Source organism: Nitrospira sp. CR1.1 (assembly GCA_014055465.1).
GTDB lineage: Bacteria > Nitrospirota > Nitrospiria > Nitrospirales > Nitrospiraceae > Nitrospira_A.
Genome location: WIAF01000003.1, coordinates 440,258 through 458,117 on the forward strand (window position 1 = coordinate 440,258; position 17,860 = coordinate 458,117).

Here is a 17,860-nt window from a genome sequence, read left to right on the forward strand (position 1 = left end):
TGGCGCTCCACGCGAGAGATCCTGTCCATGTCTTCACCGCACATCGAACTGCAGGGGCTAGCCGATTCACTTCACGACTGCCAACGATGCCCGCTCGCCAAATTAGGCCGGCGTCAGGTGGTATTCGGCGTCGGCAATCCGCAGGCGTCCGTCATGTTTGTGGGTGAAGCACCGGGCTTTCACGAGGACCAGAAGGGGGAGCCGTTCGTCGGTGCGGCGGGGCAATTGCTCAACGACCTCTTGCAGTCGGTTGGACTGTCCCGGTCGGATATCTACATTGCCAACGTCATCAAGTGCCGTCCGCCGAATAATCGCGATCCCGAACCGACGGAAGTCGACACCTGCAAACCGTTTCTGCTGAAACAGATTGCCTTGATTCGACCGAAGCTAGTCTGCTCGCTCGGAAATTGGGCTACGCAAACGCTTTTGGAACGGAAGGTGGGCATTACGCGCGTACGCGGGCAGGCCTTTTACCTGAAGGACTTTGTGCTCTTTCCTCTGCTCCATCCCGCTGCGGCCCTGCACCAGGGCAGCATGTTGCAGCTCTTGCGGGAAGATTTTCAGAAGCTCAAGGATTTTCTGGATCGGCACAGTCAAGCGGCCGCGGCGAAGGAAGGAGAGGGTTCCGGCTCTCCACGCACGCTCGACATCGAACGTCCGCCTTCAGTCGCACAGCAAATGGATTTGTTCGGATCCTAACAGAGCCGCCGGACCCGGCCGCCTCGCCAACAGGCGAGGCAGCCGGACGGCGCAGATCGTTCACGTACGGGCAGGATGGTTTTCGGCAGCAGTTTCGGACGGAGATTCCTCCTCCGTCGGCTCACCCGCTTCCTCTTCTTCCGGAGCGCCAAACCAGGCGACCAACATGTCTTCCCACCAGGCTTCATCGATTTCTGGGCCGGGATCGACGCCGAGAAACGCAACGTCCTCCGACGTCATTCCCTGCCCGACCAGATGCGGCTGGAACTTCGCCCGATCGATGACTTCCTTCGTGGCGTATCCCCCTAAAATCCAATCATCGGGGTCCGCCCGTCTGGACTTGTATGCCTTCAGATTTAGCTTCAGATACAGGAATATCTGCTGCTGACGTTCGTCTCCCACTCCGCTCTGCGGCAAACTGAGCGTCTTCTCGATTTTTTTGCGCCAATGTCGATCCTCGTATCGCGACGTGATCAACTGCAGCATGGTTTTTCCCTGTTCGGCATCAAGAGCCATGGTGTGTTCCTTACTCTGTTCTGATAATTGCCAGCCTACCGCCCATACAGTCCGGTGAACGATGCTTTTTCAATGGCATTCTGATTGAGGTAATACCCGACCATCGCTCCGGACGCCTCCTTCTTGAGCGGCAACTGGTCTATCTTCAATGCAAACACGGTAAAGATATACCGATGCGGCTTATCTCCCGGCGGAGGGCATGGCCCCCCGAAACCCGGCTGTCCGAAATCGGTCGTGCTCTGTATGCTGCCCGCCGGAGCACCCGCGCTATCCGGGTTTCCCGCGCCAGCCGGTAAACCGGTGGTCCCCGGTGGAATATTGAAGACGAGCCAATGCCACCAACCGCTCCCGGTGGGAGCATCGGGATCGTAGACCGTCACGGCAAAACTTTTCGTGTCCTTCGGGGCATGGGCCCATTGGAGCGCAGGCGAGACGTTGCGGCCTGCGCAGCCAAACCCGTTGAACACATGTTCATTGCCGATCGTGCCATGATCGTTGATCGTCGGACTGGTCACCTGAAACTCCGCCGCCATGCCAACCGTTGGGATCGTCAGTAGAGCGCCGAGCATTGAGACCATCAATCGTCGCATCACTCCTCCCCTTTATGTCTAATTCCCCGCCACCATCATTTCGGCAATCTTCACCGTCGGGCTGGCAATGCGTCCGCGGAATACGAGATCCGACCCAATGGTCTCAATGGTCGAGTACATCTGCTTGAGATTGCTCGCGATTGTGATCTCCTCGACCGGATAGGCCAACTCGCCGTTTTCGATCCAGAACCCGCTTGCCCCGCGGGAATAATCCCCGGTCACCATATTGATGCCGAAGCCGATCAAATCCGTGACATACAAGCCTTGCTTCACCGACGTCAGAATGTCTTCCGCCCTGGTCATGCCCGGCACCATATAAAAATTCGTCGGCCCCGCAGAAGGACTTTCGCCGATGCTGCGCGCCGCATTCCCGGTCGAAGGCAAGCCCAATTTTTTGCCCGAGTACGTATCCAGCAAATAACTGGTCAACCGCCCGCGTTCTACCACGGCTTGTTTCCTTGTGGGCAACCCCTCACCGTCAAACGGGCGGGTGCCGAGCCCCCCGGGCATCCGCCCATCGTCGTAAATGGTCACAAAGTCCGGCGCGATCTGCTGGCCCAATTGTCCGATCAGAAAGGAAGCCCCCTTGTACAGGGCATAACCCGAAAGCGCACTGCAGAGATGGCTGAGCAGGCTACCCGCCACTTCGGGATCAAAGATCACCGGTACCCGACCCGTGGCCGCCTTACGCGCGCCCAATTTCCGGACCGTCCGCCTCGTAGCCTCCTGCCCAATGGCTTCCGGACTCTCCAACTTCGCGAACGCTCGATTCACGCCATACCAATAATCTCGCTGCATGCCGGCCGCATCCGACGCGATCGGCGAAACCGACAGGGAGAAAGAGCTGTTGGCGTACTGCCCGTGAAATCCATGGCTGTTGGCCAAGACGATGCGGCCGGACGAGGAGTCGCATTCGCCCCCTTCAGAGTTCGTAATGCGGGAATCGGCCGCAAATGCAGCATGTTCAGCACGGAGCGCGAGCGCAATCTGCTCATCCGTCTGCAATGTCGTGCTGTCGTGGATGTGCAACTCTGGAAACTCGGTCGCCAATTGACCCGGTTCAGGAAGACCGGAGACAGGATCTTCGACCACCGCTTGCGCCAGCGCACAGGTTTCTTCAACGAACCGTTCCAATGAACCGCGGGAAAAATCGGACGTGGACGCGCTAGCCGATCGCTGACCGAAGAAGACCCGCAATCCCAAGCGCTTTTCACGCGCCTTCGTCAATCGATCGACGGCCCCCATTCTGACCTGTACCGAGAGGGTTTCGCCGTCGGCCACCATGACATCCGCTGCCGTCGCGCCCTGCTTCGAAGCCCGCGTCAGCAGATCCTGCGCGATATTCGTATAGTCTTGCTCGCCGATCATACGTGTCATGGTTATGCTTTCGTCCCGCCGACGGTGATTTCATCGATGCGTATGGTGGGCAGTCCGACGCCGACCGGAACCGACTGCCCTTCTTTTCCGCACGTGCCGATGCCTTCGTCAAGCTTCAAATCATGGCCCACCATGGAGACCTGCTTCAAAATGTCCGGGCCACTGCCGATCAACGTGGCCCCCTTCACGGGTCTCGTGATCTTCCCGTCCTCAATAAGGTAGGCCTCGCTGGCGGAAAACACGAATTTGCCGTTGGTGATATCGACCTGCCCGCCGCCGAACGACACGGCGTACAGGCCCTTTTTCACCGACTTGATGATGTCCTGCGGATCGGATTCACCGGCCAGCATGAAGGTGTTGGTCATTCGCGGCAACACCACACTCTGATAACTTTCGCGCCGCCCATTGCCGGTCACTGGAATGCCCATCAGGCGGGCATTTAATTTGTCGGTGATATAGCCGCGTAAAATCCCTTTTTCTATCAGGACCGTACGGCTGGTCGGGGTCCCTTCATCATCCACATTCAACGAACCGCGCCGGAATGGAAGCGTGCCGTCATCGACAATGGTGCAGACGTCGGATGCCACTTTTTTCCCCAGTAAGTTCGAAAACGCAGAGGTCTTCTTGCGATTAAAATCCGCTTCGAGCCCATGGCCGATGGCTTCGTGCAGTAAAATCCCCGGCCAGCCGCCGCCGAGCACAACCGGCATGACCCCGGCCGGTGCATCAACGGCGCTCAGATTCAAGATGGCTTCCCGCGCCGCTTCTCGCGCGAAGTGCAGATACCGCTGATCGTTCTGAAAATATTCCAAGCCAATCCGGCCGCCGCCGCCGAATGTTCCAACCTGCCGGTTGCCGTTTTCTTCCGCGATACAGGTCACCTGCAGCCTGGACAAGGGCTGGATATCTCCAACCATAAGCCCGTCGGAGGTCGCGACCAACATGACTTTATATTCGGTATTGTAGGCCGCCATGACGTTCTTGATCCGGGGATCATAGCGCCTGGCTTCCGCATCGATGGCATTTAAGAGGGTCACCCGCTCGCGGGTGGCCACTTCGATCGTGGCGCGGTCATGAGGGTACAGATCCCGGGCAAGAGCCGGCCGTTGGGTGACGGAAACCGGCACCGTGCCTTGCACCGAATTGGCGATATACCGTGCCGTATCGGCAGCGATGTTCAAATCTTTGGAGGTCAGTTCGTCGGAATAGGCAAATCCGGTCTTTTCCCCGGCGGTCGCCCGAACCCCCACGCCCTGCCCGACACTTTTTGTCGCCCGCTTGACGATCCCCTCTTCCATGGAGACCGATTCTGACTGGCAATATTCGAAATAGAGATCGGCGTAGTCGACGGCGGAAACCTTCACCCGTCCCAGCGCTTGCTCGATGTCTCGATCGGTAACCCCGAAACGCGCAAGCGCGCCGGACTCGTCCTTAGACATGGATCACTCCTCTCGTGCGGTGCGTGAGTATAACGCACTCTTTTCCGGAGGCGCAATGCACAGACACTCGAACCACCTGCAAATACAGCGAAATTGGGAAATATTGTTTGACATTCCCATACCCCACCGCTAGACTCGCGTTAGGTTTTTGAGGATTCACGTCGTACAAGAAAAGGTGCCCACGCCGTTCCATGAACGATTCTCGATCCCGCGACATCGAGCCTGCTCCCGACTCCGATCTGCTCTCGCAACTCGACCCGGACCTGCTGCCGAAACACCTGGCCGTCATTATGGACGGCAACGGCCGATGGGCCGAATTGCGCGGACTGCCTCGTATTGCCGGGCACCAGGAGGGCATTAAGTCCGTCCGGGAATTGATTTCGCTGTCGCTCGACCTCGGGATCAAGGTGCTCACCATCTATGCGTTTTCGCAGGAAAATTGGAATCGGCCGGCCCAGGAAATTACCGCATTGATGGGACTGCTGGAGCATTATCTTTCGACCGAACGGTCCAGCCTGGTCGAAAAGGGCGTGCGCTTCCAGACCATCGGTCGGGTCACCTCACTACCGCCATCGGCGCTACGCTGGGTGCGCACAACCGAACAGGAAACTGCGCATCTGGACAAGCTGATCCTCAACGTCGCCCTCAGCTACGGCGGCCGCGCCGAACTGGTTGATGCGGCGAGAGAGCTCGCGCGGGCGGTGCAGGAGGGGCGTCTATCTCTGGATCAAGTCGATGAACGCGCCATGCAGCAGGCCTTGTATACCCGCGACCTCCCCGACCCGGATCTGTTGATCCGCACGAGCGGCGAAACCCGCATCAGCAATTTTCTGTTATGGCAACTGGCCTATACGGAACTCTACTTCACCCCGACTCTCTGGCCGGATTTCCGTCGGCGCGAAACCTTGGTCGCGTTGATTGAATACCAGCGGCGCGAGCGCCGCTTCGGCCGAGTGTTCAGTAGCGTCTCCTCCTAGTCTCCGCGTGGTGAAACCGGGAACATGCCAGTGCGAGGAGACGATGTCGCCCACGGTGGACAAGGCTCGACCACGTTCCTCGTCGGAAACCGTTCGCCGTGTGATGGCCGCGGTCGTTTTTCTGCCGATCTTCTATATCCTGGTGCACGACCTCGGGCCGATCGCCTTCTTCGGGTTGGTTGCCCTCTCCGGTATGCTGGCGGTAGCAGAGTTCTACCGGCTCCACTTGGCTCAAGCACCTTGGCCTTGGTGGAGCTGGGTGGGAGTTGCCGCGACCGGGGTATTACTGAGCAGCATTCAATGGCCAGCATTCATTGCAGATCGGACAGTATTGTTGGGAACCGTCCTTCTCGCACTCTGCATGCCGCTGCTCTCCGGCAAACCATTGCGCGATTCGCTCACGGACGGCATGGTGCTGGTGATGGGCGTCCTGTATATCGGACTCTCACTCAGCCACCTCCTGCTCATTCGAGCATTGCCCGACGGAGCATTACTGATTTTCTTCGTCGTCCTGGTGACCTGGGCGGCCGATACCGGGGCCTATATCGCAGGAAAGGCCATGGGGCGGCACCCGCTGGCGCCGGTCGTCAGCCCGAAAAAAACCTATGAGGGCTTGGCGGGAGGCATTCTTCTGGCCTGCCTGGGAGCGATCGCGGCACGCGCCTGGTTCCTTCCCAGCATCTCACTCGTCGATTGTCTGGTGCTCGGCGTGATCCTCACCCTCGCCGGCCTCATCGGCGACCTGGCGGAATCAGCCATGAAACGCAGCACGGGATTCAAAGACTCCGGCGCCCTGATTCCAGGCCATGGAGGAATGTTGGATCGGCTGGATAGCCTCTTGTTCACTGGACCGGCCTTTTACTACTATGTCGGGATCGTCAATAATGTGTAACCGGTGATTGTTCGCCTGCTCTGGAGCATGCCATGAAGAACATCGTCATTCTGGGTTCGACCGGCTCAATCGGCACGAACACCCTCGATATCGTGGATCGGTTTCCCCAGGAGTTTCGCGTCATCGGCCTGACCGCCGGCTCGAATGCCGACAAGCTTGAAGCGCAAATCCGCCGTTTCCGTCCGGCATTCGCCGCCCTGGCCAGCGAACCAGCCGCAGAGAAATTGCGCCTGCGTTGCACCGACCTGCCGGTGAACATTCTCTCCGGCAACGAAGGGGTGGCCCAGGTCGCGCAATCCCCGGAGGCTGAATTGGTGATTTCTGCCATCGTGGGTGGCGCAGGGTTGCTCCCGACGCTGGCCGCGATTAAAGCCGGCAAACAAATCGCGCTCGCGAATAAAGAACCGATGGTCATGGCCGGCGCATTGATGCAGGCGGAAGCCCACAAACATCAGGTTCGCATTTTCCCGATCGATAGCGAACACAGCGCCATCTTTCAATCCCTTGAAGGGCATCGGCGCGAGGACGTCAAGCGTATCATCCTCACGGCCTCCGGGGGACCGCTCTGGGGCTTCTCCCGCGAGCAGCTACAGGATGTCAGCCCTGAACGAGCCTTGCAGCACCCGAACTGGAAGATGGGCTCAAAAATCACCATCGACTCGGCGACGCTGATGAATAAAGGGCTGGAAGTCATTGAAGCGCGTTGGCTCTTCGATATTCCGGAAACCCAGATCGAAGTCCTGGTGCATCGGGAGAGCATTATCCATTCTCTGGTAGAATACAGAGACCGGTCCGTCATCGCACAATTAGGCCTTCCCGATATGCGGACCCCTATTTCCTACGCCATGCGGTATCCTGAACGGATGCCATTGGATCTTCCGTCTCTGGATTTGAGCGAAATGAGCACCTTGACCTTTTTCAAGCCGGACCATGATCGCTTCCCTTGCTTACAACTCGGCTACGACGCGTTGCGGATCAGCGGAACCATGCCGGCCACGATGAACGCCGCCAATGAAGTGGCCGTGGAAGCTTTCCTCCATAACGGCATCCGCTTTCTCGATATTCCGGACATCATTCGGAGTACAATGGACGCTCATACGCCGCGACCAATCGATGGTCTGGATGATGCTCTGGAGGCTGACCGCTGGGCTCGGGAAAAAGCCGAGTCTCTCGTGCATGCCTTGACGCGGTAATACCCTGAACCCAAGGAGTGTTGTTGTGGGAACAACCTTTGCCTGGTCCCCTGACGTGGTGTCGATGCTGACTCACTGGGCCCTTCCGTTCCTGGTGGTCCTGGGCGTGCTCGTCGCCTTTCACGAAATGGGCCATTTTCTCGCGGCGCGCTGGGTCGGGGTGAAAGTCCTGAAGTTTTCGCTCGGGTTCGGGCCAAAGATTTTCGGGCGCCAGATCGGGGAAACGGAGTATCTGTTATCGGTCGTGCCCCTGGGCGGATATGTGAAGCTCTTCGGCGAAGACGAGCACGAAACCCTGACGCCGGAAGACAAAAAGCGGGCCTTTGTTCATCAATCCCTCTGGGGCAAAACACTCATTGTGGCAGCGGGGCCCATTTTCAATTTTATCCTCGCCTATCTGATCTATACGGCCTACATCGGGCTCGGCTACACCCTGCCCGTGCCAAGCTTTAAGGACATCATCCCTGAAATTGAAGCCGTGCTCCCCGGATCACCGGCCGATCTGGCAGGGTTGAAGCCTGGCGATCGAGTCATCCGGGTGAACGACAAAGAAATCTCAACCAACGCGGAACTGTTGAAATACATCTCCCAGAGCAACGGGAAACAACTCACGTTGGACCTCACGCGCGGCGAGCAGATCAAAACGGTGCTCGTTACGCCCAGCAAGACCACCATCCAGGACAACGGCAAGGCGACGACGATCTTCCAACTCGGGATCGAAGAACGCGCGCCGGTGATTACGGCCGTCATTCCGGGATCTCCCGCACAGGCCGCAGGGCTTGCTGCCGGAGACCGTGTCGTCCGCATTGACGGGCATGACATCTTCACGTGGTCGCAGATGACGGCGCTGGTGCGTGAGAATCCGAATCACGCGCTTCAGTTCGACGTTCAACGAGGCGGATCCGCACAGTCGGTTTCCGTGACTCCGATGGGTGAAAAGGCCACGATCGACGGAAAGCCGACCGAGGTCGGAAAAATCGGCATCTCCGCCCAGAACCAAACTATTCTGCAAACCAACGACCCCCTCAAAGCGCCTTGGTTAGGCGCGCAAGCAACCTGGGGCTGGACCGAACTCACGGTGGTCGGGATTTACAAGATCATCACCGGGGATATCTCCCGCAAGAATATCGGCGGCCCGCTCACCATCGCAAAAACTGCCGGAGATGCGGCCGAGCAGGGCACCTCCAGTCTGGTCTTTCTCATGGCGATGCTGAGCATCAACCTGGGGGTCCTGAACCTGCTGCCCATTCCTATTTTGGACGGCGGCCACTTGTTATTCTTCTTTATTGAAGCCATTCGACGAAAACCACTTGAAGATCGGCAGCGAGAACTGGCACAACAGGTGGGGTTGGTGCTGCTGGTCGGCATCATGATTTTTGCTTTCTGGAACGACATCGAGCGGTTGATTTCCCCATAGCCCCACATGCGCGTCTCCGAAACTCTTATTCCAACATTACGGGAAGATCCGGGCGAAGCTGAAACGGTCAGTCATCGCCTCATGCTGCGCGCGGGCCTGATCCGGAAAGTCGCCGCCGGCATCTATACCTATCTTCCGCTTGGACTGCGCGTGCTCCGGAAGATTGAACGCATCGTCCGCGAGGAAATGAATCGGGCCGGCGCGCAGGAAGTGCTCATGCCTGTCGCCTCTCCTGCCGAACTGTGGCGTGAAACCGGACGGTGGGATTTCTATGGCAAAGAGCTCCTCCGGTTCAAAGACCGGCATGAGCGCGATTTCTGCCTCGGGCCGACACACGAGGAAGTGATCACCGATCTCTTCCGCCGGGAAGTCCGCTCCTATCGGCAGATGCCGTTGAACTTCTATCAGATCCAGACGAAATTCCGGGATGAGATCCGTCCACGCTTCGGGTTGATGCGCGGCCGCGAGTTCATCATGAAGGATGCGTACAGCTTCGATCGGGACGAAGCCGGGGCCAGACTGAGTTATCAAAAAATGTACGATGCCTACAACCGTATCTTCGCTCGCTGCGGACTGACGTTCCGTCCCGTGGAGGCGGACACCGGATTGATCGGAGGAAGCTCCTCCCACGAATTCATGGTGCTGGCCGAAACCGGTGAGGAAACGATTGTCTACGCCGAGAACGGCGCCTACGCCGCCAACGTTGAACGCGCCGAGGTGCTTCCGCCCGAGGAATCCCCATTGCCGGCTCCCCGACCGCTGACCGCCGTCTCGACTCCAGGGCGACGGACGGTGGAGGAAGTCACCACGTTCCTGAACATTGCGCCAGATCAACTCGTAAAAACACTGCTCTACAGCACGGGCAAGGACGCTGTCGCCATCCTGGTTCGAGGCGATCATGACGTGAACGAAATCAAGGTCAAGCGGCTCCTCGGTGCAACCGATATCGAGCTCGTCGCGCCGGAGCTGATTCCCAAGTTGACCGGCGCACCCGTCGGCTTTGCCGGCCCAGTCGGTTTGAAACAGATTAGAATCCTGGCCGATTTGGCAGTAAAGACGATGGCGAACTTTGTCGTCGGAGGCAACCAGGCCGACACTCACTTCATCGATGCCAACTGGGCGCGTGATTTCACAGTCGACCAATTCGCCGACCTCCGCAATGCACAAGCCGGGGATGTCTCCCCGCGCAAAGACGGCATCCTGAGGACGGCGAAGGGGATCGAAGTCGGCCATGTCTTCATGCTGGGGACAAAGTATAGCCAGGCGATGAAGGCCACATTTTTAGATGCGCAGGGACAGGAACAGCTCGCCGTCATGGGCTGTTATGGAATCGGCGTGAGCCGGGTTTCTGCGGCATCGGTCGAACAGAATCACGACGCCAAGGGCATCAAGTGGCCGATTCCGATCGCGCCCTTTCACGTCACACTGTTGCCGCTGAGTCAGTCTGAACCGGTGACCCGGCTAGCCGACTCCCTGTATCGAACGATGGAACAATCCGGCATCGAAGTCCTGTGGGACGACCGCGACGAGCGGGCGGGCGTCAAATTCAACGATGCCGACCTGATCGGCGCCCCGTTCCACCTGGTCATCGGAGAAAAAGGGTTGGCGCAGGGACAGGTCGAGCTCAAACTGCGGCACACCGGCGAAACCAGGAAAATCGCTCCGGATCAAGTGATCCCGACCCTGACCGCGCTTCTGCAAGCCGCGTCCTAAACTCCCCTCCTGCTCCGCTCGTTCGCCACCATCACCAAGGCTGCATCAAGTTACTGCGGGCCGACACGATCCCCAGCACCAGCGCGGGTTTGAAAACGCGTTTTGCTTGCCTTGACTACGCATTGCGATACACTGACTCACACGGAAGACGCACCGTCCGAAGCTCGTTCACGGCAAAGATTTCCAGGCCGACATCGCGTTTCCGACCCTGCGCGCGAATCCCGGTTCAGCCCGTTTGGAGACACGTTGATGCAGCCCAAAGCTCCGCTGCCTGGTGTAGGCGATGCCGCTCTCAAGTCCGGGAACGCCGAACAGGTCAAGCGGATCAGCGCCCGGATTCTCGCCGCCGCCGACATAGACCAAATCCTGCTGGACCTGCGCCATGAAATTCTAGGCTGCTTCGACGCAGATGACCTCACGCTCTTCGTGGTGGATTCGGAAAAGAAAGAAATCTTCTCCAAGATTCCCCATCTCGACACTGTTCAGGAAGTGCGCACCCCGATCACCGAACAAAGCCTTGCGGGGTTCTGCGCCAAATACCTGCGCCCCGTCAATGTCGGCGATGCTTACAGCCTCGTGGAGCTCAGCGCGATTCACCCGGCGCTCACGCACGATGCCACCTACGACAAGAACACCGGCTTCAAAACAAAACAGGTCCTCGCCTACCCCGTCGTCGCCGAAAACAAATATCTCATGGGGGTGATTCAACTCCTCAACAAGAAAAGCGGCGGACGGTTCACGCGCAAAGATGAAGAGTGTGTCGCGGAAATCGCCAAATCGTTGGGAACCGCGTTCTACACGCTTCGAAAGACGTCAAAAAAACCGCCGTCCAAGTTTGACTACCTGCTGACCAATGGAAAGATTTCTCAGCACGATCTCGATGTGGCCCTCGCCGAAGCCAAAAAAGGCACGACGGATATCGAATCGCAGCTCATCGAAAAATATAAGATTCCAAAAGCCGAGATCGGCAAATCGCTCGCCAATTTCCACAAGTGCCCCTATATCGAATACAACGAACGCACGATCGTCGACATCGAGTTACTCAAAAACCTCAATGTTGATTACCTGAAAAAAAATCATTGGATGCCGCTCAAGCGGGATCGCGCCGCCATTGAAATTCTGACGGACGATCCCGGCGACCTCGACCGCGTCCAGGACATCAAGCGCACATTCCCCGGGCTCAACATTCGCTTTGCCGTCAGCCTTCGCCGCGATATCGCTCTGTTCCTGGCTAGCACCACCGGAACCCCCGACGTCAGCAACAAGATGAATGAGAATGTCTCTGACATTCTCGGCGAATTGGTCAACGAATCGCAGCTCGAAGCCCAGGAAGACGCGTCCAGTGCGGGGCTCGACGAAAACGACAATGCCATCGTGCGGCTGGCCAATCAGATCATCGCCGACGCCTTCCGGCAAGGCACGTCCGACATTCACATCGAACCCTATGGGGAAAAGCGCGATACGCTCGTCCGGTTTCGGGTCGATGGCGACTGCTTCGAGTACATGAAGATTCCGCCGAGTTATCGCCGCGCCATCGTGTCACGCCTGAAGATCATGGCCAGCCTCGATATCGCGGAGCGACGCAAGCCGCAAGACGGAAAGATCAAATTTAAAATCGGCGAGAACAAGGAAATCGAGTTGCGCGTCGCCACCATCCCGACTGCCGGCTATAACGAAGACGTGGTCATGCGTATCCTGGCCGCCAGTGAACCGCTGCCGGTCGATAAGATGGGCTTTTCGGAACGTAATCTGCGCGAGATCAAAAGCATCGCCGAGAAACCCTACGGCATCATTCTCTGCGTGGGTCCCACCGGTTCCGGAAAGACGACCACTCTGCACTCGGTGCTCGGCTACATCAACACGCCGGACATCAAGATCTGGACGGCGGAAGACCCGGTCGAAATCACGCAGTACGGCCTGCGCCAGGTCCAGGTGCATGCCAAGATCGGATTCACCTTCGCGGCGGCCATGCGCGCCTTCCTCCGCGCCGATCCGGACGTCATCATGGTCGGAGAAATGCGGGATAAAGAAACGGCGGATACCGGCATCGAAGCCTCGCTGACCGGTCACTTGGTGCTCAGCACGTTGCACACCAATAGCGCGGTGGAAACCATCACCCGCTTGCTCGACATGGGCTGCGACTCGTTCAGTTTCGCCGACGCCATGCTGGGCGTACTGGCTCAACGGTTGGCCCGGCGCATCTGCAAAGACTGCAAGGAGGCGTATCAGCCGTCGAAGGAGGAATACGAGGAACTGCGCCTGGGATACGGCCCTGAATATTGGGACGCCCTCAAAATCCCCTTCGACGCAAACTTCCGTCTCTATCGGGGCAAAGGGTGCGACACCTGTAATCGTACCGGACTGAAAGGCCGCGTGGCGCTCCACGAGTTGCTTCTGGGCACCGACAAAATGAAAAAGTTGATCCAGAACAAAGCGAAGACCGATGAGATGCTGAAGGCCGGCATGGAAGACGGAATGACCACCCTGGTCCAGGACGGCATCCAGAAGGTCCTGCAGGGACATACGACGTACAAAGAAGTCAAAGCCGTCGCCATCAAGTAGGCGGCCGGCCGCCCATCACCGGGACCGGCTACCGCGCAGGATGCAACGACGTGAGCCGGTTCAATTCTCTCTCCAACCGCGCAATGTCTCTGGTTCGTTCCAGTTTCTTCGCGCAGGCCACAGCCTGACTCAAGGCCGACCGCGCCTGGTCAAATGCTTCTTGTGCTAAATAGCTTCGATACGCCCGCTCCGAATAGGCCAACCCTTGATCGGGAAACCCCCGCCGGTCCGCAATCCGGCCCAGCCGTAGTAAATCAGCCGCGATGTCCGTCCGTTGTTCCGCCGCCTTATCCAACTCGAGGGCTCGCCCATATTCCCGTTCTGCCGCCTCATAGTCATGTCGTGCTTCGGCCAGCATGCCGAGATTCACATGATTACTGGCTTCGGATTCCGGATTTCCCATCGCCTGATTCAAGGCCATGGCCTGACGGAACAATTGCGCGGCCTGCGCCATCTCCCCTTTACCCTGCCGTACGAGTCCAAGGTTGTTCCGGAGCGTCGCTTCGACTGATCGACTGTTTCTCTGCTGAGCGAGCTCCAAGGCTTCTTCATACCGCCGCTCTGCATCCTGTATGTTTCCCGCTTGATGCTCCGCAGTGGCCAAGGCGGTCAGACTGTCCATCAAGAGATCGGGCTCTCCCAGTTGTTGCGCCAAGGTCACGGCTCGCACGTGAGACTCAACCGCCTGAGAAACATCTCCGCGCCTGAGAGCGACACGTCCGACATCATTGAGGGCGCCGATGAGACGCTTCGTGTCATCGAGGCTTTCCGCCATCCAACGCGCCGCCTCGTACTCTTCACCAGCGCGGGCCAGATCTCCTCGCATCATCAAACGATCACCCTGACGCCTCAAAGATTCACTTTGCGCGGCTAATGGTCCTGGTTGTGGCGCGGGAGGAGCCGGCGGCGGAGGACTCGCACATCCCGCCCACAGACACCACACCATGGCGCAGACTCCCGCCACTGAGGCCTGGATTGTCGCTCTCATCGATGCAACTGATCTCCTCTCAAACTCCGGGCTCCTTCCCGGGAGGGTGACGGTGGCTCCTTCGGCGCCGGCCCGGCGTTCTGCGCAAACCGGCTGAAAGGAAACGTCTGCTTGGCCCCGCGCACCAGAATGGACATGTCGGTCAGCGTGGTTTCAGCCGTGTGAATGACGGGCCCCAGTTCCTGACTCACTTCGCTCACAGAATCAGAGAGTCGCTTGACGCTGGTGAGCGTCAATTGCGCACTGTCGAGAATAGCCGGCAGCCGGCCGGTGGTCTGCTGGACATCGGCCGTCACCCGATCAACGATGCTCAGCGTGCGCTTGATGGAGCCGGTCATGGCCGGGAGCGCAGTGGCCGTCTGTTCGACCGACGCAATCGTCCGCTGCACCGAAGCAACGACCGCCGGCAGCTCTTGCGTGGCCAGTGCGACCTGTTCGAGCGCTTTGCCGCCGGCCTTCAGGCCGCCTTGCATATCCTGCGTAATGGTTTCGACGCGCAGCAGCGTTTGCTTCACGGCCATCAACACCGGTTCCACCTCGTTGAGCAGATCTTCGATGTCCCTTGGTTCAACGGCACGAATGATGGCCCCTTCGGCCAATACCGGACTGCTGGCGGTGCCCATGCCGATATCAACCTGTGTCTGCCCGACCACCACCCCGCTCTTGGTGATATGCAGGTCGGAATTGTCTTTCACCATGTCCTGATACCGCGTCAATAGCTGGAGGGTCAGATCGACCGTCCCGCGATCGTTGAGGTCCACCTGCTTGACCCGGCCGATGCGAATCCCCGAGACAACGACGGGCGCCCCCGGCTCAAGACCGTAGGATTTACTCAGGCTGGCCTTGAGCTGATACTTGGACTCGAAAAGATGTTCCGTCCTCGACATCCAAAAGCCTGCCACGGCGAGAATCAGCGCGGGAATCAGTACGAATGTGCCCACGATCTGCGCCAGCCGCCCGCTCGATAGACGATGAGAATAGTGCATCACCGATCACCTTTCCATCCGACAAGCCCGCACCGGCTATTCCACATACCGTTTCAGCGCTGCCGGGACAAGTTCACGCACCCCATCACGAGTTCCGTCCGCCTGCACACGCCCCTCGCGAAGGACCACCACCCGATCGACAGCTTCGACGAACGGTGACCAGGCGCGCAACACCGCCAGCACCGTCAAGGGATGATGGGCTCGCCACTCTTCGACATAACCTTTCAGTCCTAAGACCATGTCGGCGTCCAATCCAGCCACCGGATCATCGAGGAGCAGGACTTCCGGCGCCAACATCATGGCTCGCGCAATGGCTCCCCGGCGCGCTTCGCCCTGGTTGAGCTCAGCGGGAAAACGATCCCGCAGAGCGGCCAATCCTAACCGCTCCAACTGTCCCATGACCGCTTGTTCGCGATGCCGATCCGACATGCCTCCCCGGTGATAGCGAAGCGGCAGGAGCACGTTGTTGAACAGCGTCATATTGCTCAACAGCCCCGGTTGTTGCAGCACCACGCCGACTCGCAGCCGCACAGACTTCGTATCTTCGTCCGCAACCTCGCTCCAATCCTTCCCCAAGACAAGAACCCGTCCCGATTCCGGAGCAACCAGTCCGGCGGCAAGCTCAACCATCAAACTTTTCCCGGCACGACCCGGTCCGACACAGGCGACAAACTCCCCCGCCATAATTCTGAGATCTAGTTCCAACCATAGATCCCCGCCCAACATGGGCGCGCGGACGTTCTCAAACATAATGGCCGGCTCGGTCATAGATACAACGGCACCGTCACGACGACATCGATCAGCAGACAGAGAACGAACGAATTGATCATCGCTCGGGTCGTTTGTTGCGGCACCTCCGTGTAAGACGATCGGACGGCCAGGCCATGGTAACAACAGACGGCCGCGACCGCCGATCCAAATCCCAGGCCCTTGATGGCAGTCATGAGGACATCCGTCGTGGACAAGGCCCTGATCACACTTTCCGCGAACGCATCGAGAGGAATGGTCAATTGCGCATCGGCGACGAGGTAGCCTCCGAATACCGCCACCACATCGAAATAGAGTGTCAGGCACAGCATCGACAGCACCATGCCGACCATGCGCGGCATGATGACAAAACGGCTGATGGGAATACCCATGAGCCGTAGCGCGACGACCTCGCGCGTTACCGACATGTTGCCGAGCTCAGTCGCAATGGCCGACCCGGATCGCCCCACGACAATGAACGCCGTAACCAACGGACCGAGCTCCCGAATCACCGTGACCACGATGATGCTCCCCACCAGCCCGCCCGCTCCAAGCCTCGGAAGCTGCGTGCCGGCCTGAGTCACAATAATGATGCCCAGCAACAGCGCAATGACCGTGGTGACCGGCAGCGCATCGACCCCCGTGAAGAGAATCTGCCTGACCAGCACCCGGAACGTTTCCCCGCGCCCTTGCCGTGGACGAATGATCAGATCGAGCACGGCTTGCGCAAACAACGTCGCCAGCGCCGCCAGATAGGCGTATCCCGCGATGGTCTTGCGTCCTACCCACGTGATCATCCGTTCCGAACCGCCTTCCATTCAACAAGGGATGTCAGGGCACCTGAGGCTACGAGCGACGGCGAAATTGTAGGGGACCATTACCCGTAAAGCAACGCGTCTGGGGCGGGGCCGGCCGAGGTCTGGAAGCAAGGAGGCCGTAGAATACGGAAATGGTCAACTGACGGGGGAGAAGCCGCCTAATGCTTCAATCGCGGCTTATGCGCGTGGCCGGTGCTTGATCACGAACTGCTGGATGCGCTGGAGCTGCGGAGGACGAACGACCAAAAACTCAACCCCGAACTCACCGCCCCGCGCCCACCGGACGACGGCCTCCTCCACGCGCAGCGGCCACTCGTGTCCGTCGGATAGAAACAGTGAGACTTTCATGTGAAGTCCCGGCGGCATCGTCTGTTCGGATTTTGCCATACATCCGGTCGAGGAGAGATCCAGCAACTCCGCCTCCCCTTCGATTTCATCTTCGCCGATGAACTCGAGACGGCAATCAGCCGCAACTCGACTCGACTTACGCAACGTTTTTGTTTCTTCCACCTGACCTCCTCTTCGTCACCCGCACCGGACCGCCCTCATGCGCTTGACATCCGCCCTATTCGATCACCGGGGCCGTGGCGAGAAATTGGCGTAATCGATCCTGCTCGACGGTCCCCATCGACACGAACTCCACACCGAAATACGAGCCCTCCCCCCACCGAACCAGCGCCAGATCGACCGCCGTGGGACAGGTCTCGCCCGGGAGCAAGATAATCAGCGACATGGCATCCCCCACCTTCACCCCGGCCTCACTGCCGATCTTGCATCCACCGGGTGACAGATTGTGGACGACCCCCTCACCCTCCGCATCGCCATTAAAACTGAGGGTCGGGGCAAAGGGCGCGAATGATAACAGGCAGGTCCGGGAGACCATGCAGCGACGGTGCTGCCGGAGTTCAATACGAACGGGCGTAACCTTATTGTCTTGATCCATGGC

17 protein-coding genes are annotated in these 17,860 nt (G+C 58.7%); 7 read left to right on the forward strand and 10 right to left on the reverse strand.

Going from position 1 to position 17,860, the window contains the following annotated elements:
* Nucleotides 1-27: 27 nt before the first annotated feature.
* Nucleotides 28-699 carry a uracil-DNA glycosylase gene (locus tag GDA65_08780; protein ID MBA5862788.1) on the forward strand — a complete coding sequence of 224 codons (672 nt, stop codon included), beginning with the start codon at nucleotides 28-30 and terminating at the stop codon, nucleotides 697-699.
* A gap of 60 nt (nucleotides 700-759) precedes the next feature.
* On the opposite strand, the gene GDA65_08785 is transcribed toward GDA65_08780, so the two are convergent.
* From GDA65_08785 to tldD, 4 genes are read right to left on the reverse strand one after another with little or no spacing between them, the layout of a single operon-like run.
* On the reverse strand, nucleotides 760-1,215 hold the full coding sequence (locus GDA65_08785) for a hypothetical protein (protein MBA5862789.1): 456 nt from the start codon (nucleotides 1,213-1,215) through the stop codon (nucleotides 760-762).
* 35 nt (nucleotides 1,216-1,250) lie between these two features.
* Nucleotides 1,251-1,805 carry a YbhB/YbcL family Raf kinase inhibitor-like protein gene (locus GDA65_08790; protein ID MBA5862790.1) on the reverse strand — a complete coding sequence of 185 codons (555 nt, stop codon included), beginning with the start codon at nucleotides 1,803-1,805 and terminating at the stop codon, nucleotides 1,251-1,253.
* 18 nt (nucleotides 1,806-1,823) lie between these two features.
* Nucleotides 1,824-3,182: a TldD/PmbA family protein gene (locus GDA65_08795; protein MBA5862791.1), complete on the reverse strand. Its 1,359-nt coding sequence runs from the start codon at nucleotides 3,180-3,182 to the stop codon at nucleotides 1,824-1,826.
* 2 nt (nucleotides 3,183-3,184) lie between these two features.
* Nucleotides 3,185-4,621, reverse strand: a complete 1,437-nt coding sequence (tldD, locus tag GDA65_08800) for a metalloprotease TldD (protein MBA5862792.1) — start codon at nucleotides 4,619-4,621, stop codon at nucleotides 3,185-3,187.
* A 191-nt stretch (nucleotides 4,622-4,812) separates the two neighbouring features.
* Here tldD and GDA65_08805 point away from each other — a divergent pair, with 191 nt between their 5' ends.
* The 6 genes from GDA65_08805 (at nucleotide 4,813) to GDA65_08830 (ending at nucleotide 13,375) form a co-directional block, all read left to right on the forward strand.
* Entirely contained in the window at nucleotides 4,813-5,598 is a 786-nt protein-coding gene (locus GDA65_08805; GenBank protein MBA5862793.1) for an isoprenyl transferase, read from the forward strand.
* Between the two features lie 43 nt (nucleotides 5,599-5,641).
* Nucleotides 5,642-6,490 carry a phosphatidate cytidylyltransferase gene (locus GDA65_08810; protein MBA5862794.1) on the forward strand — a complete coding sequence of 283 codons (849 nt, stop codon included), beginning with the start codon at nucleotides 5,642-5,644 and terminating at the stop codon, nucleotides 6,488-6,490.
* Between the two features lie 32 nt (nucleotides 6,491-6,522).
* The gene (locus GDA65_08815) at nucleotides 6,523-7,683 is read left to right on the forward strand and encodes a 1-deoxy-D-xylulose-5-phosphate reductoisomerase (GenBank protein MBA5862795.1); all 1,161 of its coding nucleotides are present in this window, start codon (nucleotides 6,523-6,525) and stop codon (nucleotides 7,681-7,683) included.
* A gap of 25 nt (nucleotides 7,684-7,708) precedes the next feature.
* Nucleotides 7,709-9,100, forward strand: a complete 1,392-nt coding sequence (gene rseP / locus GDA65_08820) for an RIP metalloprotease RseP (GenBank protein ID MBA5862796.1) — start codon at nucleotides 7,709-7,711, stop codon at nucleotides 9,098-9,100.
* Between the two features lie 6 nt (nucleotides 9,101-9,106).
* Nucleotides 9,107-10,813 carry a proline--tRNA ligase gene (locus tag GDA65_08825; GenBank protein MBA5862797.1) on the forward strand — a complete coding sequence of 569 codons (1,707 nt, stop codon included), beginning with the start codon at nucleotides 9,107-9,109 and terminating at the stop codon, nucleotides 10,811-10,813.
* Nucleotides 10,814-11,062: 249 nt separating this feature from the next.
* Nucleotides 11,063-13,375 (forward strand): general secretion pathway protein GspE, encoded by a 2,313-nt coding sequence (locus tag GDA65_08830; protein MBA5862798.1) that lies wholly within the window; start codon nucleotides 11,063-11,065, stop codon nucleotides 13,373-13,375.
* A 28-nt stretch (nucleotides 13,376-13,403) separates the two neighbouring features.
* On the opposite strand, the gene GDA65_08835 is transcribed toward GDA65_08830, so the two are convergent.
* From GDA65_08835 to GDA65_08860, 6 genes are all read right to left on the reverse strand, one after another.
* Nucleotides 13,404-14,363 (reverse strand): tetratricopeptide repeat protein, encoded by a 960-nt coding sequence (locus GDA65_08835; protein MBA5862799.1) that lies wholly within the window; start codon nucleotides 14,361-14,363, stop codon nucleotides 13,404-13,406.
* Entirely contained in the window at nucleotides 14,360-15,349 is a 990-nt protein-coding gene (locus GDA65_08840) for an MCE family protein (protein ID MBA5862800.1), read from the reverse strand. The genes GDA65_08835 and GDA65_08840 overlap by 4 nt, the downstream gene beginning before the upstream one ends.
* Nucleotides 15,350-15,385: 36 nt before the next feature.
* Entirely contained in the window at nucleotides 15,386-16,117 is a 732-nt protein-coding gene (locus GDA65_08845; protein MBA5862801.1) for an ATP-binding cassette domain-containing protein, read from the reverse strand.
* On the reverse strand, nucleotides 16,114-16,914 hold the full coding sequence (locus tag GDA65_08850) for an ABC transporter permease (protein ID MBA5862802.1): 801 nt from the start codon (nucleotides 16,912-16,914) through the stop codon (nucleotides 16,114-16,116). Before GDA65_08850 ends, GDA65_08845 begins: the two co-directional genes overlap by 4 nt.
* Before the next feature lie 177 nt (nucleotides 16,915-17,091).
* Entirely contained in the window at nucleotides 17,092-17,424 is a 333-nt protein-coding gene (locus GDA65_08855; GenBank protein ID MBA5862803.1) for a hypothetical protein, read from the reverse strand.
* A gap of 55 nt (nucleotides 17,425-17,479) precedes the next feature.
* Nucleotides 17,480-17,857, reverse strand: a complete 378-nt coding sequence (locus GDA65_08860) for a hypothetical protein (protein ID MBA5862804.1) — start codon at nucleotides 17,855-17,857, stop codon at nucleotides 17,480-17,482.
* Nucleotides 17,858-17,860: the final 3 nt, after the last annotated feature.